Annotated in this window: 20 protein-coding genes; 6 read left to right on the top strand and 14 right to left on the bottom strand. The window is 72.5% G+C overall.

Going from position 1 to position 19,538, the window contains the following annotated elements; all coding sequences use genetic code 11:
* Positions 1-5: 5 nt before the first annotated feature.
* Positions 6-266 (bottom strand): DUF4229 domain-containing protein, encoded by a 261-nt coding sequence (locus tag ABD709_RS08405; protein WP_344774252.1) that lies wholly within the window; start codon positions 264-266, stop codon positions 6-8.
* Positions 267-331: 65 nt separating this feature from the next.
* Here ABD709_RS08405 and ABD709_RS08410 point away from each other — a divergent pair, with 65 nt between their 5' ends.
* A complete protein-coding gene (locus ABD709_RS08410) occupies positions 332-544 on the top strand; it encodes a hypothetical protein (protein ID WP_344774254.1) in 213 nt (70 codons plus the stop codon).
* 78 nt (positions 545-622) lie between these two features.
* Positions 623-1,129, top strand: coding sequence for a DUF4189 domain-containing protein (locus ABD709_RS08415; protein WP_344774256.1), 507 nt, complete (start codon positions 623-625; stop codon positions 1,127-1,129).
* On the opposite strand, the gene ccsB is transcribed toward ABD709_RS08415, so the two are convergent.
* From ccsB to hemL, 6 genes are all read right to left on the bottom strand, one after another.
* Positions 1,119-2,123: a c-type cytochrome biogenesis protein CcsB gene (ccsB, locus tag ABD709_RS08420; RefSeq protein ID WP_344774258.1), complete on the bottom strand. Its 1,005-nt coding sequence runs from the start codon at positions 2,121-2,123 to the stop codon at positions 1,119-1,121. The two genes, ABD709_RS08415 and ccsB, sit on opposite strands and share 11 nt — an antisense overlap.
* Positions 2,120-3,742, bottom strand: coding sequence for a cytochrome c biogenesis protein ResB (resB, locus tag ABD709_RS08425; RefSeq protein WP_344774260.1), 1,623 nt, complete (start codon positions 3,740-3,742; stop codon positions 2,120-2,122). Before resB ends, ccsB begins: the two co-directional genes overlap by 4 nt.
* Entirely contained in the window at positions 3,739-4,503 is a 765-nt protein-coding gene (locus tag ABD709_RS08430; protein ID WP_344774262.1) for a cytochrome c biogenesis CcdA family protein, read from the bottom strand. Before ABD709_RS08430 ends, resB begins: the two co-directional genes overlap by 4 nt.
* Positions 4,500-4,958 (bottom strand): TlpA disulfide reductase family protein, encoded by a 459-nt coding sequence (locus ABD709_RS08435; RefSeq protein WP_344774264.1) that lies wholly within the window; start codon positions 4,956-4,958, stop codon positions 4,500-4,502. The genes ABD709_RS08430 and ABD709_RS08435 overlap by 4 nt, the downstream gene beginning before the upstream one ends.
* Positions 4,959-5,059: 101 nt before the next feature.
* Positions 5,060-5,752 carry a histidine phosphatase family protein gene (locus ABD709_RS08440; RefSeq protein ID WP_344774266.1) on the bottom strand — a complete coding sequence of 231 codons (693 nt, stop codon included), beginning with the start codon at positions 5,750-5,752 and terminating at the stop codon, positions 5,060-5,062.
* 3 nt (positions 5,753-5,755) lie between these two features.
* Positions 5,756-7,084, bottom strand: a complete 1,329-nt coding sequence (hemL, locus tag ABD709_RS08445; RefSeq protein WP_344774268.1) for a glutamate-1-semialdehyde 2,1-aminomutase — start codon at positions 7,082-7,084, stop codon at positions 5,756-5,758.
* A 325-nt stretch (positions 7,085-7,409) separates the two neighbouring features.
* On the opposite strand from hemL, the gene ABD709_RS08450 reads away from it, so the two are divergent.
* Positions 7,410-8,564 (top strand): lytic transglycosylase domain-containing protein, encoded by a 1,155-nt coding sequence (locus ABD709_RS08450; RefSeq protein ID WP_344774270.1) that lies wholly within the window; start codon positions 7,410-7,412, stop codon positions 8,562-8,564.
* A gap of 56 nt (positions 8,565-8,620) precedes the next feature.
* Here ABD709_RS08450 and hemB read toward each other — a convergent pair whose 3' ends face one another.
* The 7 genes from hemB to ABD709_RS08485 form a co-directional block, all read right to left on the bottom strand.
* Positions 8,621-9,616 carry a porphobilinogen synthase gene (hemB, locus tag ABD709_RS08455; RefSeq protein WP_344774272.1) on the bottom strand — a complete coding sequence of 332 codons (996 nt, stop codon included), beginning with the start codon at positions 9,614-9,616 and terminating at the stop codon, positions 8,621-8,623.
* A gap of 48 nt (positions 9,617-9,664) precedes the next feature.
* On the bottom strand, positions 9,665-11,302 hold the full coding sequence (locus ABD709_RS08460) for a bifunctional uroporphyrinogen-III C-methyltransferase/uroporphyrinogen-III synthase (protein WP_344774274.1): 1,638 nt from the start codon (positions 11,300-11,302) through the stop codon (positions 9,665-9,667).
* Positions 11,299-12,315: a hydroxymethylbilane synthase gene (gene hemC, locus ABD709_RS08465; RefSeq protein ID WP_344774276.1), complete on the bottom strand. Its 1,017-nt coding sequence runs from the start codon at positions 12,313-12,315 to the stop codon at positions 11,299-11,301. Before hemC ends, ABD709_RS08460 begins: the two co-directional genes overlap by 4 nt.
* Positions 12,312-13,619, bottom strand: a complete 1,308-nt coding sequence (locus ABD709_RS08470) for a glutamyl-tRNA reductase (protein WP_344774278.1) — start codon at positions 13,617-13,619, stop codon at positions 12,312-12,314. The genes hemC and ABD709_RS08470 overlap by 4 nt, the downstream gene beginning before the upstream one ends.
* Complete coding sequence (locus tag ABD709_RS08475; RefSeq protein WP_344774280.1) at positions 13,616-14,317, bottom strand: redox-sensing transcriptional repressor Rex; 702 nt, start codon at positions 14,315-14,317, stop codon at positions 13,616-13,618. Before ABD709_RS08475 ends, ABD709_RS08470 begins: the two co-directional genes overlap by 4 nt.
* Before the next feature lie 191 nt (positions 14,318-14,508).
* Positions 14,509-14,751: a glutaredoxin family protein gene (locus tag ABD709_RS08480; protein ID WP_344774471.1), complete on the bottom strand. Its 243-nt coding sequence runs from the start codon at positions 14,749-14,751 to the stop codon at positions 14,509-14,511.
* A complete protein-coding gene (locus tag ABD709_RS08485; RefSeq protein ID WP_344774283.1) occupies positions 14,748-16,334 on the bottom strand; it encodes a class I adenylate-forming enzyme family protein in 1,587 nt (528 codons plus the stop codon). Before ABD709_RS08485 ends, ABD709_RS08480 begins: the two co-directional genes overlap by 4 nt.
* Before the next feature lie 94 nt (positions 16,335-16,428).
* Here ABD709_RS08485 and ABD709_RS08490 point away from each other — a divergent pair, with 94 nt between their 5' ends.
* The 3 genes from ABD709_RS08490 (at position 16,429) to ABD709_RS08500 (ending at position 19,498) form a co-directional block, all read left to right on the top strand.
* Positions 16,429-17,319 (top strand): HAD family hydrolase, encoded by an 891-nt coding sequence (locus tag ABD709_RS08490; RefSeq protein ID WP_344774285.1) that lies wholly within the window; start codon positions 16,429-16,431, stop codon positions 17,317-17,319.
* 84 nt (positions 17,320-17,403) lie between these two features.
* The gene (locus tag ABD709_RS08495; protein ID WP_344774287.1) at positions 17,404-18,204 is read left to right on the top strand and encodes a sigma-70 family RNA polymerase sigma factor; all 801 of its coding nucleotides are present in this window, start codon (positions 17,404-17,406) and stop codon (positions 18,202-18,204) included.
* Between the two features lie 139 nt (positions 18,205-18,343).
* On the top strand, positions 18,344-19,498 hold the full coding sequence (locus ABD709_RS08500; protein ID WP_344774289.1) for a DUF5667 domain-containing protein: 1,155 nt from the start codon (positions 18,344-18,346) through the stop codon (positions 19,496-19,498).
* Positions 19,499-19,538 lie beyond the last annotated feature (40 nt).

Below are 19,538 nucleotides of genomic sequence, written 5' to 3' on the forward strand. Positions count from 1 at the left end.
GACGGTCAGTCCTCGTCCTCCTTGGCCTTGGTGGCCTCGAACTTCTCCGAGATGCGCGACGCGCGACCCTCGACCTTGGCCGCGAACGCGTCCCGCGGCTGCTGCAGCAGGACGTAGGAGCCGACGCCGCTGACCAGGAACGCGATCACCACAGCCCACAGCACCGGGACGTCCTGCGTGATGGCGTACCAGACGCCGAACACGATGCAGAACGCGCCGACGAACAGCGCGACCCGCAGCGCGGTGTAGATCCAGAACTCCTTCACGCCTCAAGACTAGGTGTTTCCGATTCTTGACCTGCGGGTGACCGGGAGGGTCCTACTCTGGAGGAGTGCTGAAGTTCCTGCTGGTGGTCGCGATCTTCGCGGCGGTGACCTACTTCGTCACCCGACGGCTGCAGGAACGCGCCGCACCCCCTCCGCCGCGGCGCGCCGCGAGGCCGACGCCGCCGACCCGCCCGGTCGCTCCCGACGACGACGAGGAGTTCCTGCGCGACATCGATCGCAAGCGGCGGCGCAACCCGCCCGACCAGGACGCACCCTGACGACGTAGCGACCCGGTTTGGAACCGGTGCCGGCCGGGGCACGATGCCGCCGACACCATCCAGCTCGGGGAGAGATCCATGCGCCTAGTCCTGGCCGTCGTCCGCGCGGCCCTGCTGCTCCTGCTCGTCGCGACCGCGCTCGAGGCCGCCCCGCCGGCCCAGGCCGCGCCTGCTGCCGACGCCGGCTCACCGGCCGCGCGGCTCGGTTGCCGCATCCCACGCTGCTACGCCGCCATCTCGGTCAACCCGTGGAACGGCAAGTGGGGCGTCAGCTACAACCAGCCCACGCGCCACCGGGCGGTCGCGCGGGCGCAGCAGGCCTGCAGGAACCACTCGCAGCGCTACCGCCCGCACTGCGAGAAGCTGATCTGGACGCGCAACGGGTGCGCCGCGGCGGCGTACCGGGTGCGCAACGGCACGTTGCAGGAGTACGGCGCCGCGTACGCCCGCTACCAGGGCGCCGCCAAGTCCAAGGCCTTGCGCAAGGTCCGTGGGCCGGGACACCGCCACATCTGGACCTGGGTGTGCACCAGCCGTCGCTACGGCCGCGCGGTCGTCGGCACGGCCCCCTGGATCAACCCCTGACGTCGTAGGGGCCGACCACGGCCGGGGGCCGGTCGGCGTAGCTGTGCTGGCTGTTGTTGCCGGCGAAGAAGTTCACGCCGATGAAGTTCCACCACAGCGTCGCGACGCCCAGCAGGGCGAGCAGCGCGGCGTTCCGGCCCTTCCAGCCGGCGGTGGCGCGGGCGTGGAGGTAGCCGGCGTAGACCACCCAGGTGATGAACGCCCACACCTCCTTGGGGTCCCAGTTCCAGTAGCGCGACCAGGCCTGGTGCGCCCAGATCGGGCCGGTGATGAGCACGGCGAAGGTCCACACCGGGAACGCGAAGGCGTGCACGCGGTAGGCGACCCGGTCCAGGCCGTCGAGGGTCGGCACCCGGGCGAGGAAGCCCGTGAGCTCGGCACCCTCGGGCAGTCGCGACTGCGCGCGCATCTTGACCAGGTAGACCGCGGAGGCGATGCCGCCGAGCGTGAACGCGCCGGTCGCGATGATCGCGGCGGTCACGTGGATCATCAGCCAGTAGGAGTTGAGGGCCTCGGTCAGCGGAGCGACCGGCTCGTAGAGCCAGAGCCGCGCGGCCATCAGCACGGTGAGCACGAAGCCGAGCACCAGCGGCGCCATCCAGCTCAGCCGGAGCCGGCGGTAGAGCACCAGGTACATCACGGTCACCAGGCAGCTGCCGGTGAGCGTGAACTCGTACATGTTGCCCCAGGGCACCCGGTTGGGGTCGCCGGCCATGCCCCGGCCGACGAGCGACACTGCGTGCGCCACGGCCGCGATCACGGTCAGCAGGAACCCGAGCCGGCCGAGGAACTCCGCACGCTCGGTCTCCCGGGTCGTCGGTGCCGGCGCGACCTCCGCGAGACCGGCGGAGCCGACGGCGACCCTCTTCTCGGTGCCCTTCGGCTGCCGCAGCGACGCCCACTCCGCCAGGTGCGCCAGCAGTGCCAGGAAGTAGACGATCCCGGCGGCGCCGACGGCCTGGTTGCTCAGCGTCTCCCACGCCGCGTTGCTCATGCGTGCTCCTGACTGTGTTCCGGACTGCTGTCCTGACCTTGCCCCTGCAGCTGCTCCACGATGTCGCGGACGACCTCGTCCACCTCGTGGTTCCCGGACCGGTCGAGGACCGCGACCTCGACCAGCGTCCGGCCCCCAGTGTCCACCCCGTCCTCGTCGTCGACCGGCCGGGCCCTGACCCACACCCGCCTCGGCCGGACGAAGAGCGACCCGCACAGCCCGATCAGCGCCAGGACGACGCCGGCCAGGGCGACGTCCTTGCCGGGGCTCTGGCTGATCTGCACCCGCACCCACGGCTGCACGCCGTCGAAGGTCACGCTGCCCAGCCCGTCGGGGAGCTTGACGGTCTGGCCGGGCTCGATGTCGAGCCGGAACGGCCTGCCGTCGGCCTTCATCACCTGGGTGGCGTTGTCCTTGTCGAGGACGTAGACCGACTGCGCCGAGCCGTCGTCGAGGCCGAGGTCGCCGGTGTAGACGAGCATCGACAGGGCCGGCTTGAGGTCCTCGGGGAAGACCGTGACCGGGTTGCCGTCGATCACCTCGAAGGTCGGGTAGAAGAGGCCTTCCAGCCCGATCTCCCCGGGCTTCGCGGTGCGGGCCTTGATCACCCCGAACGACAGGAAGCTCTGGTCCTGCGGCAGGAACGCCGTGGGCCCGCTCCAGGCGACGTCGCCGTGGCCGTCCCGGATGGTGAGGACGGGTGCGTAGCCGTGGCCGATCAGGAAGACGTCGGTGTCCCCGATCGACAGCGGGTGGTTGACCTTCAGGTCGTAGTGCTGCTCGGCGCCGTCGGTGCCCTGGCGGTAGGCGATCTTCGCGTCGAAGCCGCGCGCCTGTCCGGCCCGGTCGCCGGACTTGAGCCAGTCGACTCCGAAGTCCTGGACCGTGAAGGAGAACGGGTTGAGCTGGTCGGGGGTGAACAGGCCGCCGGGGTCGAAGTCGTCGTACTGCGAGAGCGTGTTGGAGAACGTCCCGCAGTCGGGGCACTGCTTGGACTGCTGGATGATGACGACGCCGCCCTCGAAGCCGTAGAGCGCACCGACGCCGAAGCCCGCGAGCACGATCAGCACCGACAGGTGGAAGAGCAGGTTGCCCGCCTCGCGGAGCCGGCCGCGCTCTCCGGCGACGAACCCGTCGCCCTCGGCGGCGGGACGCAGCCGGTAGCGCTTGGCGAGCACCTCCCGCGCCCGCGCGAGTACGGCGTCCGCGTCCTCGTCGGTCCGGTAGCCGGCACTGTCCGGGAGCCGGGTCAGGTTCCGGGGCGCCGCGGGCGGCAGCGCCCGCATCGCCTTCGCGTAGACGAACAGCCGCGGCACGATGCAGCCGACCAGCGAGAGCACGAGCAGCAGGTAGATCGCGGAGAACCACACCGAGTCGTAGACCGAGAACAGGTCGAGCTTCTCGTAGACGGGCGTCAGGCTCGGGTGGGCGTCCTTCCACCGGCTCACGGCCAGGGAGTCGACGCCGGACTGGGGGATGATCGACCCCGGGACGGCGCCGAGCGCGAGCAGGAGCAGCAGCACCAGCGCGGTGCGCATCGAGGTGAGCTGGCGCCAGGTCCAGCGCAGCATCTCCCGGGCGGTCAGCTCACCGGACCGCCGTTCGGGCGCCTGGGTCATACGGCCACCTGGAAGCCGTTGACGAGGCGCAGCTGGACCCACTGGACCAGGTGCTCCCAGCCGCCGGTCAGCATCAGCACGCCGATGACGACGAGGAGCGCCCCGCCGATGCGCATCACCAGGAGCTGGTGCCGGCGCACCCAGCGCAGCGCGCCGAGGGTGTGCTCGTAGGCGACGGCGGCGACCACGAACGGGATCCCGAGCCCGAGCGCGTAGGCCAGCGCCAGCAGCCCGCCCCGCGCAGCGGTGCCGCCGTCGGCGTAGGTGAGGTTGAGGATCACCCCGAACGTCGGCCCGATGCAGGGCGTCCAGCCGATCGCGAACAGGGCCCCGATCAGCGGCGCCGCGCCGATCCCGACCGCGGGGACCGCGTGGATCCGCCACTCGCGCTGGAACCACGGGACGACGCCCGCGAAGACCAGGCCGAGCACGATCAGCATCGCGCCGAGCACCACCGAGATGGTGTCCTGCCAGCGCTGGAGGGTTCCGGCGAGCCCGCCGAACGCCGTACCGGCGAGCACGAACACCACCGCGAAGCCGGCGACGAACAGCAGCGACCCCGCCATCATCCGGCCGCGCCGGCGGCTCGCCTCGCCCGAGGCGAGGTCGGCGCCGGAGAGCCCGGTCGCGTAGGAGAGGTAGCCGGGCAGCAGCGGGATCACGCACGGGGAGAAGAAGGAGACCAGGCCCGCGACCAGGGCGACCGGTACGGCGAGGAGCAGCGACCCGGCGGCCGCCTGCCCCTGGAACCAGTCGGTCACGCGCCCTCCCCGGCGATGTCGCCGACGAGGTCGGTCAGCGTCGTCTTCGAGGGGACCGGGCCGTTGATGAGGGCCGCGACCCGGCCCTCCCGGTCGAGGACCAGGGTGGCGGGCGTCGAGCGCGGCGCGTAGTGACCGAACCCGAGCAGCGTCTCGCTGCCGGGATCGAAGAGGGACGGGTAGTCGACGCCACGGTCCCGCTCGAACGCCTCCCCGTTGTGGGTCGAGGTCTCGCGGATGTCGATGCCGACGAACGCGACCTGCTCCGGGTCGAGCTCCGACTCCGCGTCCACGAGCATCGGCATCTCCTTGACGCACGGCCCGCAGCCCGACCACCAGACGTTGACCACCACGACCTTGCCCCGCAGGTCGGCCAGGTCGAGCGACGTGCCCTGGATCGTGGTGCCGCTGACGTCCACGGGCGCGCCGCGGTCGCCGGGGTCGACCTGGAGCACCTGGCCGTCGCCGGCGACGTAGGTCAGGTCACCGGTTCCGGAGATGCTCGAGCACGCGGCCAGGAGGAGCCCCGCCGCGGCCAGGAGGAGTGCGCGGATGTTCAGGGCCGCTTCCCCTCGGGCTTGACCTCTTCGGGTGCGTCACCGGCCGAGAACGGTGCGCCGCGGTCCCCGGCGGGGATCAGGTCGATGGCCGGCTCGGCGTAGGACACCTGGGTGATCCGGTCGCCGACGAAGTGGAACGACGTGACCGAGCACAGCGTGCAGTGCCGCTTGCGCGGGTCGTGCAGGAAGGACCGGCCCTCGACGTGCAGCCGGGTGGTCCAGATCGGGAGCTGGTGGGACACGATGACGCCCTCGTGGCCGGCCGCGTCGCGCCGTACGTCGTGCACGGCCGCCATCATCCGCGCCACGATCTGCGCGTAGGGCTCGCCCCACGACGGGCGGAACGGGTTCCAGAGGTGCCGCCACAGCAGCGGGTTGCGCAGCGCGTTGCGGCCCTTGCCGAACTGGTGGCCCTCGAAGACGTTGCTGGACTCGAGCACCCGCTCGTCGATGCCGACCTCGAGGCCGAGCGTCTCGGCGAGCGGGGCTGCGGTCTCGCGCGCGCGCTCGAGCGGCGAGGAGCGGACCACGGTGACGTCGCGCTCGGCGAGGTACTCGCCCACGCGCTGGGCCATCTGCTGGCCGCGGTCGGAGAGGTGGAACCCGTCGCGGCGGCCGTAGAGCACACCCGAGGGGTTGTGCACCTCGCCGTGGCGGACCAGGTGGACGACGGTGTCGGGGGTAGCCATGGATCAGGCCTCCTGGGTGGCGGCTGCGGCACGGGCCGCATCGGGGAGCGCGTCGAGCACGGCCTGGACCGCGCGGTCGTCGTGGGCCGCCGAGACGAACCACGACTCGTAGGCCGACGGCGGCAGGTGCACGCCGCGGTCGAGCATCGCGTGGAAGAACGCGCCGTAGGCGACCGTGTCGGTCGTCGACGCGTCGGCGAAGTCGCGGACCGGGCGATCGGTCAGGAACACCGAGAACATCGACCCGGTGGACTGGATCCGGTGGGCCACGCCGGCCGCGCCGAAGGCGTCGGCGATGCCGGTCCGCAGGGTGTCGGCGACCGAGGCGATGTGTGCGTAGACGCCGTCGTCGGCCAGCCGGAGCGTGGCGAGTCCCGCCGCCGTCGCGAGCGGGTTCCCCGACAGGGTGCCGGCCTGGTAGACCGGCCCCTCCGGCGCCAGGTGGTGCATCACGTCCGCGCGGCCGCCGAACGCCGCGGCGGGCAGCCCGCCGCCCATCACCTTGCCGAAGGTCATGAGGTCCGGCGTCCAGCCCTCGTTCGCACCGTCGGTCCCCCACTGGCCGCTGGCGGACACCCGGAAGCCGGTCATCACCTCGTCGCTGACGAACAGCGCGCCGTGCTCCCGGCAGGTCTCGGACAGGAACTTGTTGAAGCCGGGATCGGGCGGGACGACGCCCATGTTCCCCGGAGCCGCCTCGGTGATCAGGCACGCGATCCGGTCGCCGTGCTCGGCGAACGCGGCCGTGACCGCGTCCCGGTCGTTGTAGGGCAGCACGAGCGTCAGGGCGGTCGAGGACTCCGGCACGCCGGGGGTGCCCGGGATGGAGAAGGTCGTGAGCCCGGAGCCGGCGGAGGCGAGCAGGGCGTCGACGTGTCCGTGGTAGCAGCCGGCGAACTTCACCACGACGTCACGACCGGTGAACCCACGCGCGAGCCGGATGGCGGACATCGTCGCCTCGGTGCCCGACGAGACCAGGCGGAGCCGCTCGACCGGCGTGCGCCGGACGATCTCCTCGACCAGGGCCACCTCGCCCTCGGTCGGGGTGCCGTACGACGTCCCGCGGGCGGCGGCTGCCTGGAGCGCGGCGACGACCTCCGGGTGGGCGTGGCCCAGGAGCATCGGCCCCCAGGAGCAGATCAGGTCGACGTACTCGTTGCCGTCGACGTCGGTCAGCCACGCGCCACGGGCCGAGCCGATGAACCGCGGCGTGCCGCCGACGGCGTTGAACGCCCGCACGGGAGAGTTGACCCCGCCGGGGGTGACGGCCCGGGCCCTCTCGAAGAGGGCCGACGAGAGCTCGCACGACTGCGCGGTCGGGGTGGACGTCACCGCAGCATTGTCGCCGATGGCCTGAAAGACCTCACATCGGCGTACCCCTGCGTGATACGCCTCCGTGGCGGGGATCACCAGCAGGCGCGCCGCTCGCCCGGGTAAACGATCATGTGACACCCGTAACGTCTCTGTGACACCATTCGTTGGGAGCGCGTCAGGCCTTTCCGGGAGATGAGGTCCGACGCACCAGCGGGGCCTGAGGGAGTGTCTCGCGCGAGAATGTTTGGGCCCACCCAGGCCTGGGGAGAGAGAAGAGATGTCAAGGAAGCGACTTGGCCGCCTGCAGCGCGCGGCGACCATCGTTCCGCTTGCCCTGCTGTCGATGGCCTGGACCGCCAGCGTCGCCGGCATCGGCGGGATCGGCTCGCCCATCGCGGCGGCCGACCAGGACACGCCGGCGGTGAACCAGGACATCAGCGTCCCGAAGGACGCGTTCGACGAGCAGGCCAGTGTCTCCGACATCGGCTCGGTCGCCGGTGTCGACGGCAACGGCGCCTCGATCGTCAACGCGGCGTCGACCAACGACATCCCGTCCGCCGCGCTCGCCGCCTACCAGCGCGCCGAGACCGTGATCAACTCCGCCGACAAGTCCTGCCACCTCAGCTGGCAGCTCGTCGCCGCGATCGGCCGGGTCGAGTCCGACCACGGTCGCTCCAACCACAACATCCTCGACGACGACGGCGTCGCTCGCCCGGGCATCTTTGGCAAGCCGCTCGACGGCAAGCAGGGCCGCCCCGAGATCGCCGACACCGACGCCGGGCAGCTCGACCGGAACAAGCAGTGGGACCGCCCGGTCGGCCCGATGGGCTTCATCCCCTCGACCTGGTCGGTCGTGGGCGTGGACGCCGACAACGACTCGCAGCGCAACCCGCAGGACATCGACGACGCGGCCCTCGCGACCGCGGTCTACCTCTGCTCGGGCAACGACGACCTCTCGACGGTGACCGGCCAGCGCGCCGCGGTCTACCGCTACAACCACAGCCAGCGGTACGTCGACCTCGTGCTCGACGTGATGAAGGCCTACGAGAACGGCAACTTCACCGCGATCCCGAACAACACCACCGCGGCCGGTTACCTCGTCCCGAACAACGACGACTACAACTACCCGAACACGCGGATGCCGAGCTCCGACTACAACCAGGGCGGCTCGGGCGACACCACCACCGGCGGCGACGAGACGCCGATCCCCGGTGGCGACGGCACCACCGACCCGGGCACGGGCGGCGGTGACACCGGCGGTGGCGACACCGGCGGCGGCGACACCGGCGGCGGCCCCCTCGGCGGCGGCGACAACCCGCTGGGCAACCTCCCCGACACCGTCGACCACGCCACCCAGCCGGTCACCGACCTGCTCCAGGGCGTGCTCGGCGCGCTGGCCCAGTCCGACGTGAAGGATGCCTGCAAGGCCAAGTACCCGGCCCTCACGCAGATCCTGCAGTACACCAACTGCGTGCTCTCCTACGGCCTCAACCCGTAGGCGGCGAAGAACCTCAGGCAGTCGCCCCGTCCCCTGGGACGGGGCGACTGTCGTTTTCAGGCCTTGAGCAGGCGGGCGGCCTCGACGGCCCAGTAGGTGAGGATCACGTCCGCGCCCGCGCGGCGGATCGAGGTGAGGGTCTCCAGGATCGCGCCCTCGCGGTCGATCCAGCCGTTCGCGGCGGCGGCCTCGACCATGGCGTACTCGCCGGAGATGTTGTAGGCCGCGACGGGGACACCCGTCAGCTCCGGCGCGTCCCGGACCTGCCGGATCACGTCGAGGTAGGCCAGCGCCGGCTTGACCATCACGATGTCGGCGCCCTGCTCGACGTCGAGCACGGCCTCGCGCACGCCCTCGAGCACGTTCGCCGGGTCCTGCTGGTAGGTCCGCCGGTCCCCCTCGAGGCTGGAGTCGACGGCCTCGCGGAACGGGCCGAAGAAGACCGAGGCGTACTTGGCGCCGTACGCCAGGATGCCGGTCTCGGAGTGTCCCGCCGCGTCCAGCGCGGTCCGGACCACGGCCACCTGGCCGTCCATCATCCCGCTGGGGCCGACCAGGTCCACACCGGCCTGTGCCTGCGCGACCGCCATCTCGGCGTACCGCTCGAGGGTCGCGTCGTTGTCGACCGACCCGTCCGCCGCCAGCACGCCGCAGTGCCCGTGGTCGGTGAACTCGTCGAGGCACAGGTCGGCCATCACGACCATCGCGTCGCCGACCTCCGCGACCGCGTCGCCGATCGCCACGTTGAGGATCCCGTCCGGGTCGTTCGCCCCCGATCCCACCGCGTCCTTGGTCTCCGGCACGCCGAACAGCATCACGCCCTTGATCCCCGCGTCCGCGGCCTCCGCGACCGCCTTGCGGAGCGACTCCCGCGTGTGCTGGACGACCCCGGGCATCGAGGAGATCGGCCGCGGCTCCGTCGCGCCCTCCCGCACGAACATCGGCAGCACCAGCTGCTCGGGTCGCAGCCAGGTCTCTCGCACCATCTCCCGCAGCGCAGCCGTACGCCGCAACCGCCGCGGCCGGATCACAGGACGCTCGAGGTGGCTCATGGAGCCATCATCCTCCGGGTTTCGACGCGGCCGTCGCCCGGGCGGGGTCTACTCGGCGCCGACCTTGCGACGACGACCGGAGGGCTTGCGGTCCGACGGCTTGGTGACGGCCTCGCCGGCCTCGACCAGAGCGGCGCGCCGGGCGGCGCCGAAGCTCGCAAGGGCGTCGACGAGCAGCTCGACGTCCGGCTTATCGGCCATCACGTCGACCCGCAGGCCGTGCTCCTCGGCGGTCTTCGCCGTGGCGGGCCCGATGACCGCGATCACCGTCGACGGGTGCGGCTTGCCGGCGATGCCGACCAGGTTCCGCACGGTCGAGGAGGACGTGAACACGACGGCGTCGAACTTGCCGGTCTTGATCGCGTCGCGGGTCGGTGCCGGCGGCGGGGCCGCGCGGACGGTCCGGTAGGCAGTGACGTCGTCGCACTCCCAGCCGAGGTCGATCAGGCCCGCGACGAGGTTCTCGGTGGCGATGTCGGCCCGCGGCAGGAAGACCCGGTTGATCGGGTCGAGCAGCTCGTCGTACTCCGGCCACTCCTCGAGCAGCCCGGCGGCGGACTGCTCGCCCGACGGCACGAGGTCCGCACGCAGGCCCCAGCCGGAGATCGCGGCGGCCGTCTTCTCGCCGACAGCGGCGATCTTGAGGCCGGAGAACGCGCGGGCGTCGAGGCCGTACTCCTCGAACTTCTCCCGGACCGCCTTCACGGCGTTGACCGAGGTGAACGCGATCCACTCGTAGCGGCCCTCGACCAGGCCGCGGACGGCCTTGTCCATCTGCTGCGGGTTGCGGGGCGGCTCGACCGAGATGGTCGGCACCTCCTCCGGCACCGCGCCGTGGTGCCGCAGCCGGGTGGCCAGCGACGCCGACTGCTCCTTCGTGCGCGGCATCAGCACGCGCCAGCCGAACAGCGGCTTGGTCTCGAACCACGACAGCGTCTCGCGGAGGTCGACGACCTTGCCGACGACGGTGACGGCCGGCGGCGCGATCCGCGCGGCGCGGGCGTCGGCGGCGATGCTCTCCAGCGTCGAGGTGACGGTCTGCTGCTCGGTGGTCGTGCCGACCCGGGTCATCGCGACGGGGGTCTGCGGCGAGCGGCCCGCGGCGACCAGCTCCCGTGCGATGTCGCCGATCTGGCCGACGGCGGACAGCAGCACCAGGGTCGGGGTGTCGACGTAGCGGCTCCAGTCGACCTTCTCGCCGCAGGTGACGACGGCGACCTCGCGGTGGTCCTTCGTGGTGAGCGGGATGCCGGCGTAGGCCGGGACGGCGCCGACCGAGGAGACACCGGGGACGACCTCGAAGGGGATGCCGGCCTTGGCGACGGCCTGGGCCTCCTCCGGGCCGGAGGCGTAGATGAAGGGGTCGCCGGCCAGCAACCGGACCACCCTGCCGCCCTTCTTCGCGTGCTTGACGACGACCTTCGCGCGGGCGGCGTGGGTCAGCGGCTGGCCGTCCTCGCCGAAGCCGCCGTCGACGACGAGCAGGTCGCCCTCGGGGTCGACCTCGCCGCGGAGGGCCGTGATCAGGCCGGCGTGCTCGGGCGCCTCGGTGATGAGCACGTCGGCGTCCTCGATCAGGCGGAGCGCCCGGATCGTGAGCAGGTCGGGGTCACCGGGTCCGGTGCCGACGAAGGAGACGCCGCCGATCTTGGTGGTGGGGGCAGCCTGGGCTGTCTTGCGCGTCATGCGTTGTGCACCTCTGCAGATCCTGCGTCGTGAGCGGGCTCTTCGGGGGAATCGTTCGTGGTGGTGTCGAGACTGCCGGCTCCCTCGGCCAGCAGCTCCTCGGCCAGTGCGACACCGAGCGCCGCGGCGGCAGCGGTGTCTCCGAGCGGGGCGGACGCGGAGCGGCGGACCGCCAGGGCGCCGTCGGTCGAGAGGACGACCGCGCGGAGCCAGAGCTCCCAGGGTGCCCTGTCGTCGTCTCCTTCGACAACTTCGGCCAGTGCCCCGATCGGGGCGGTGCAGCCGCCCTCGAGCGTGGCGAGGGCGGCCCGTTCGGCGGAGACGGCCGCATGGGTGCCGGGGTCGTCCAGCTCGGCGAGCAGCTCGGCGAGCGGGTCACCGGTGCGGCACTCGACGCCGAGCGCGCCCTGGCCCGGAGCCGGGAGCATCTGCAGCGGGTCGAGCACCTCGGTGACCTCGTCGAGCCGGCCGAGCCGGGCCAGGCCGGCGCGGGCGAGGACGACGGCGTCGAGCTCCCCGGAGCGGACCTTGCCGACGCGGGTGTCGACGTTGCCGCGGACGGGCACGACCTCCACGCCGAGGCCGAGCGCGAGCAGCTGGGCGGTCCGGCGGGGCGACCCGGTGCCGACGACGCTGCCGACCGGCAGCTCCCCGAGGGTCAGGCCGTCCCGGGCGACGACGACGTCGCGCGGGTCCTCGCGCGGAGGTACGGCGACCAGCGCGATCCCCTCGGCGGGATAGGTCGGGAGGTCCTTGAGCGAGTGGACGGCCACGTCGACGTCGCCCGCGAGCAGCGCGTCGCGCAGCGCGCTGACGAACACGCCCGTGGTGGTCCCGACGAGGGGGGTACCGGCCGCCTGGGTCCGGTCGCCCTCGGTGGTGATCTCGACCAGCTCGGTCGCGACGCCGAGCCGCTCGCGGATCATCGCGGCGACGTGCTCGGACTGGGTGGTGGCCAGGACGCTGCGGCGCGTTCCGATCCGCACCGTGCGGGTGGCTGCGGAGGTGCTCATGGCGTCGCCCCCTCCTCCGGGACGCCCATCGGCCGGGTGACGGCGTCGACGGCCTCCTGGTCGAGGGCGAACAGCTCGCGCAGCGCGGTGGCGTAGGAGACGGCGCCCTCGTTGTTCGCCAGCTCCTTGACCCGGACCGTCGGCTCGTGGAGCAGCTTGTCGGCGACGCGGCGTGCCGTGTGGCGGATCTCGGCGAGCTGGTCGTCGGACAGGTCCGGCCGCCGCGCCTCGAGGCGGGTCATCTCGGCGTCGACGACCTCGGTCGCCATCGTGCGGAGCGCGACGACGGTCGGGGTGACGCTGGACTGGCGGCGGGCGGTCAGGAACGCCGCGACCTCCTCGCCGACGATCCGGCGGACCTCCTGCACCTCGCTGCCGCTGTCGGAGTCGTGCAGGCTACGGGCCAGGTCGGCCAGGCCGACCAGGTTGACGCCGGGCAGGTCGGCGACGGCCGGGTCCACGTCGTGGGGCAGCGCCAGGTCGATCACCGCGAGCGTTCGCTCGGGGGACCGGACGCCGGCGACCAGGTCGCGGCCGATCAGGGTGCCGGCGGAGCCGGTGCAGCTGATCAGGACGTCGGCACGGCCGATCTCGGCAGGCAGCTCGACGAGCGTGGCGGCGCGGGCGTCGTACTGGGCCGCGAGCCGGCGCGCCCGGTCCTCGGAGCGGTTGACGACCACGACCTCGCGGGCACCGAGCCGGCTGACGGTCGCGGTGGCGAGTCCCGCCATCGCACCGGCGCCGACCACGACGACGTACTTCTCCGAGACCGACTCGGCGCGCGCCACCTGGTCGAGGGCGGCGCTGACCAGCGTCGGGGCGACCTGGTCGATGCCGGTCTCGGCCCGTGAGCGCTTGCCGACGCGCAGCGCCTGCTGGAAGAGCACGTTGAGCGCGGACCCGACGGTGCCGAGCTCCTGGCCGCGGCGCAGCGCCTCGCGGGTCTGGCCGAGGATCTGGCCCTCGCCGACCGCCATCGAGTCGAGCCCGGCGGCGACCTGGAAGAGGTGCGCGATCGCGCCGTCGTCGTAGTGGACGTAGAGGTGCGGCAGCATCGTCTCGGCGTCGGACCCCGCCCGCTCGACGAGCAGCCGGGACAGCGCCTCGACGCTGCCGTGGAACCGGTCGACCTCGGTGTAGATCTCGAGCCGGTTGCAGGTCGCGATCACCGTCGCCTCGGTGACGTGCTCGCAGCCCGCCGCCTCGGTGACGAGCTTGTGCACGCCGTCGTCGTCGAGCGCGACCCGCTCGAGCAGGGCGACCGGCGCGGAGTTGTGGGAGATGCCCACCACGAGGACGCTCACAGTGCGGCCTCCTCGACGCCGGGGACGGCTGCCGGGTCGCCGGCGTCGTGCGCCTTGCGCTGCTCGTGGTAGGCGAGGATCTGCAGCTCGATCGACAGGTCGACCTTGCGCACGTCGACGCCGTCCGGCACGGCCAGCACGGCCGGCGCGAAGTTCAAGATGCTGGTGATGCCGGTCGCGACCATCCGGTCGGCGACGTTCTGCGCCGCGACCGCAGGGGTGGCGATCACGCCGATGGCGACGCCGTGCTCGGCGACGATCGCCTCCAGGTCGTCGAACGGGCGTACGGCGACGCCGGCCACCAGCTCGTCGTGCACGTGCGGGTCGGCGTCGAGCAGGGCCACCACGCGGAACCCGCGGCTGCGGAAGCCCGAGTAGTTCGCGAGCGCGTGCCCCAGGTTCCCGATCCCGACGATGACCACGGGCCAGTCCTGGGTCACCCCGATCTCGCGGGCGATCTGGTAGCGCAGGTAGTCGACGTCGTAGCCGACGCCCCGGGTGCCGTAGCTGCCGAGGTAGGAGAGGTCCTTGCGGAGCTTGGCGCTGTTGACGCCCGCTGCGACGGCGAGGTCCTCGCTGGAGCAGGTGCGGATCCCGGACTCGGCGAGGGCGGTCAGAGCACGCAGGTACACGGGTAGGCGGGCGACAGTCGCCTCGGGGATGACCCGGGCCGTCTCGCTCGAACTCCGTGTGGTCACAGCTCCACTTTCCAGCCACACTCACGGCGGGTGCGGCGAGATCAGGGTAGGAGTTTGTGAACGCGAGAACAAAATCCGAGCCCGGGGCTGACCGAGGCACGAGGTCAGTCCCGCGGGGGCGAGGAGGTTGAGGAGGCGGAGGTCACTCCGGAGCGAAGCGACGGAGGGATCGGAGCCGTCTCGAAACCCTCTCAGCCACCGCTGAGAGCAGCCCGGAGACGCTCTGCCGACACCCGCCAGAAGTCGTGCTGCCTGCCGTCGACGAAGGTGACGGGGATCTCGTTGCCGAACCTCTCCTCGAGCCCGGGGTCGCCCGCGATCGACACCTCCTCGTAGGCCTCGCCCGTCTCCGAGCACACCGCCTCGATGACGGCGCGGGCGTCGTCGCAGAGGTGGCAGCCGGGCCGCGAGTAGAGAGTGATGCGGGCGCTCAGAGCAAGTCCCCCCGCTGGCGGCGGCGCTCGGCGCCGCGCAAGCGGCCCTTCTGGACCTTGCCGGTGACCGTGCGCGGGAGCGCGTCGACGACCTCGACCCGGCTCGGGTTCTTGAACCGGGCGAGGTTCAGCTCGCAGGCCGCCTCGACGGCCGTGCGCAGCGCGTCGGCGTCCGCGGCCGGGTCGTCCGCGACGACGTAGGCGACGACGGCCTCGCCCGTCGCGTCGTCCGGTACGCCGATCACGGCCGACTGCCGCACGCCGGGCACCTCGTCGACGACCGCCTCGACCTCGGTCGGGTAGACGTTGAACCCCGAGACGATCACCAGCTCCTTGACCCGGTCGACCAGGTAGAGGTCGCCCGCGTCGTCGAGGAAGCCGACATCGCCGGTCGACCACCAGCCCTCCGCGTCCGGGCCGCCGCTGCCGTCCGGCCAGTAGCCGCTGAACAGGTTGGCGCCGCGGACCTGGATCTCGCCGGGGTCGTCGGCGGTCGCGCCGCCGAGCGGCACGCCGTCGTCGTCGACGAGGCGCAGGTCGATGCCGTCGAGGGCGGCGCCGACCGAGCCGGGCTTCGGGTCGGCCGAGCACAGCGTGCTGGTGACGACCGGCGCGGCCTCGGTCAGCCCGTAGCCCTGGTGCACGGGGATGCCGGTCTGACCGCTGAACGCCTCGATCGTCTCGGCCGACAGCGGCGCGGACCCGGACAGGATCAGCCGGACCGGACCGAGCCGCTCGGTGAGCGCCTCCATGCCCTGCCACTGCGCGAACACCGGCGGCGCGACCGGCACCACGCTGCACGCCTCGTCCTCGATCAGGTCCAGGGTGCCCTCGCGGTCGAACCGCTCCGCGAGCACCAGCTTGGCGCGGTGCCGCAGCACGCCGCCGAGGACCGCGTTGAGACCGTAGACGTGGAACAGCGGCAGCACGCCGAGCACGACGTCGTCGCTGTGCATCATCGGGGGCCGGACGGCGGCGACCTGCTCGATGTTCGCGAGCAGCGCCCGGTGGGACAGCATCGCGGCGCGCGGCCGTGCGGTCGCCCCACCGGTGTAGAGCAGCACGGCGAGCTTCTCCGGGTCGGGCAGCGGCGGGACCGGGCGGACGGCGGCCGACCGCAGGTCGTCGTAGGACTTCTCGCCGGGCGCGGGCTCGACACCGATCACGACCACCCGCGGTGGGGTCAGCGGCGCGCCCTCACCGTCCCAGCCGGCCATCGCGGCGACGGCCTCGCGGACGGAGGCCGCCGTGTCGGCGTCGGCGACCACGAGCCGCGCCCCGGCGTCGACCACCATCCGGGCGAGCTCGGCCGGCGTCGACCCGGGATTGACCGGTACGGCGACCGCCTGCGCGCGGAGCACGCCGAGGTAGGTCGCGACGAACTCGAGCCGGTTGCCGGCCGCGATCATGACCCGGTGCCCGGCGACGATCCCCGAGGCCCCCAGGCCGCTGGCGACCCGGTCGACCTCGACGTCGAGCTCGGCCCACGTCATCCCGCGGCCACCGGCCTCCACGACCGCGAGCCGCTCGGGCTGCTCGGCCGCCGCCGCGGTCACGAGGGCTGCGACGTCGGTCAAGGGCATGGGGGCGATCCTAGGAGACGGACGTCACCGGCACTCCCGTACGGCCGATGCTGCAGGAACGGCCCGGCGCCGGCTGGGCACTACGCTGGCCGCCATGGCCCCGCCCGCGGACCGCAGTCGCCGGATCGACCTCCAGCAGCGCTCGACGCTGGCCGGCGAGGCAGCCGCGGCGGCGACCGAGGTCGAGGCGGCGCTGGCGCAGCCGAGCGACCCGACCGCGGCCGCGTTCTTCGACGTGGACAACACCGTCATGCAGGGCGCGAGCATCTTCCACCTCGCGCGCGGTCTCTACCGGCGCAAGTTCTTCACCACCCGCGACATCGTCGGAGCGGCCTACAAGCAGGCGTACTTCCGGATCGCGGGCGTCGAGGACCCCGCGCACGTCGCCGAGGCCCGGAACTCGGCGCTGGCGTTCATCGCCGGGCACACCGTGACCGAGATCGAGGAGGTGGGCGAGGAGATCTTCGACGAGGCGATGGCGCACCGCATCTGGCCGGGGACGCGCGCCCTCGCCCAGCTGCACCTCGACCAGGGCCAGCGGGTCTGGCTGGTGACCGCAGCGCCCATCGAGATCGCCTCGGTCATCGCGCGCCGCCTCGGGCTCACCGGGGCTCTCGGAACCGTGGCCGAGCACGTCGACGGCGTCTACACCGGGAACCTGGTGGGCGAGATGCTGCACGGACCGGCGAAGGCCGAGGCGGTCAAGGCGCTCGCCCAGCGCGAGGGCCTCGACCTCGCGCGGTGCTCGGCGTACTCCGACTCGGCGAACGACCTGCCCATGCTGAGCCTGGTCGGCGACCCGTGCGCGATCAACCCCGACCCCAAGCTGCGTTCCTACGCCCGCCACCACGGCTGGCGGATCCGGGACTACCGGACCGGCCGCAAGGCCGCGCGGGCCGGCCTGGTGCTCGGCTCGGCCGCCTCCGGCGCGGCCGTCGCCGGGCTCGTCGCCCGCCGCCAGCTGCGGCGCTACCTCCGGGACTGAGGTTCCTTTAATCCCCAATATGTTCCCCTTGCACGCAATCCCCCGTAGGATCGCGGGTCGGGGGAAGGTAAAGGGGGTCATCGGATGGCCGGGGAGAGGGACGACCTCGCGCGCGGGCTCGACGCCCTGCGCGCCCTCGTCGCGTCCCTGCTCCACGACTCGTTCGGCCCCTCGCCGCTGGCGGTCGCGGGGATGCCCGGCGCGGGGATGCCCGGCGCCGCGCGGACCCCGCGCGGATGGCTGCTCAGCGAGGCCGCCGAGGAGAGCTTCGACTCCGGGACCGCCGGGTCGTCCACCGACGCCCGGCTCGCGACCTCCTCGGAGGACTCCCCCGAGGAACGTGAACGCCTCATCGGCCTGGTCGAGCTCGCCCGCAACGGCGACGCCGAGGCGTTCGGGATGCTCTACGACCACTACCAGTCCTCGGTCTACCGGTTCCTCTACTACCGGACCCGCTCGGTCGTCATCGCCGAGGACCTCACCTCCGAGACCTTCTTCCGCGCACTGCGCAACATCGCCTCGTTCCGCTGGCAGGGCAAGGACTTCGGCGCCTGGCTGATGACCATCGCCCGCAACCTCGCCACCGACCACTTCAAGGCCGGGCGCACCCGCCTCGAGATGACCACCGAGGACATGGGCCAGCACGACGACACCACCGAGGGTCCCGAGACCGCGGTCCTGCAGAGCCTCACCAACGAGATCCTGCTCGACGCCCTCACCAAGCTCCCGAACGAGCAGCGCGACTGCCTCGTGATGCGGTTCCTGCAGGGGCTGAGCATCGCCGAGACGGCTGCCGCGCTCGGCCGCAGCGACGGCGCGATCAAGCAGCTCCAGCTGCGCGGCGTGCGCAACCTCGCCAAGCTGATGCCGGAGGGTGTGCGATGACCCACCTCCAGGCCCCGCGCCCCGTAACCTCCCCCGCCCGGACGTCGTTGTCCAGGGCAACAGCGATCTCTCGGGCTGCGCGCCTGCGAGAGCGTGTGCAGAAGCCAGATCTCCCCCTAGAAACGCGAGGGACTACGCCATGACCGGCGGGTTCGCGAGCCGGCGCCGCGCCGACGAGTTCGATGCCCTGCTGTCCGGGTCGGACAGCAGGTCGGTCGAGGACGCCCGCGTGCAGGAGCTGCTCGACCTCGTCGGGGCGATGCGCGCCGTACCGGAGCCGCCTGCGCGGCCCGCGTTCGTCGCCGACCTCCGCTCGCGGCTGGTCGCCGCGGCCGAGGCCCAGCCCGTCCGCAAGGTCGACGAGGCCACCTTCGCGCGGCTCACCCCCACCCAGCGCCGCGGGCGCAGCGAGCGGCGTCTGGCGACCGTCCTCGGCGGGTTCGCCGTGGTCGCAGCCACCGGATCGATGGCGATGGCGTCCCAGTCGGCGCTGCCGGGCGACACGCTCTACCCCGTGAAGCGGGCGATCGAGAACGCGCGCACCAACCTGCAGTCCTCCGACGCCGGCAAGGCGCAGAGCCTGCTCGACAACGCAGCGCGGCGCCTCGACGAGATCAAGGCGCTGAACGAGCGCGGCGACGGCAGCTCCGACGAGATCGCGGCCACGCTGCAGGACTTCACCGACGAGACCAACCAGGCGACGTCGCACGCGCTGGCCGACTACGACCAGTCCGGCGACCAGAACGCCCTGCAGGACGTGCGTAACTTCGCCGACAGCAGCATGGACCAGCTGACGCAGATCGGCGACAGCGTGCCGAAGGACGTCCGGCCGGCCCTGATCACGGCCGCGCAGACCGTGCGCCAGGCCGACGACGCCGCGTCGCAGGCCTGCCCGACCTGCTCCGGCGACCCGATCACCGAGCTGCCCGACTTCGCGACCCGCGCGCTCACCGAGCTGCTGCTCCCGCGTGCGGCCGAGCGGGTCAGCGCCGACACCGACGCCACGGCGCCGGCCGGCGGCGGCAAGGCCCGCCACCACAAGCCGGCCCGTCACCAGACCACGACCGCCGCGGGGACCGACGACCCCACCGCGGAGCCGACGACGCCGACGCTGCCGACGCCGACGGTCCCGCCGGCCGACGACGACCCGATCAAGACCACCCTCGGCGACGTCCTCGGCAGCAACAACAACTCCGGCGGCGGTGACGGCAGCGGCAGCAACGACGGCAACGGCAGCCTCACGGGCAGCCTGGTCGACGGCGTCAACGGCCTGCTCGGCGGCCTGCTGAAGTAGCCGCCGGGCTCTCCCTCGGCGGAACCCCCGGCGGGAGACC

The sequence above is a fragment of the Nocardioides panacisoli genome (assembly GCF_039537325.1).
GTDB lineage: Bacteria > Actinomycetota > Actinomycetes > Propionibacteriales > Nocardioidaceae > Nocardioides > Nocardioides panacisoli.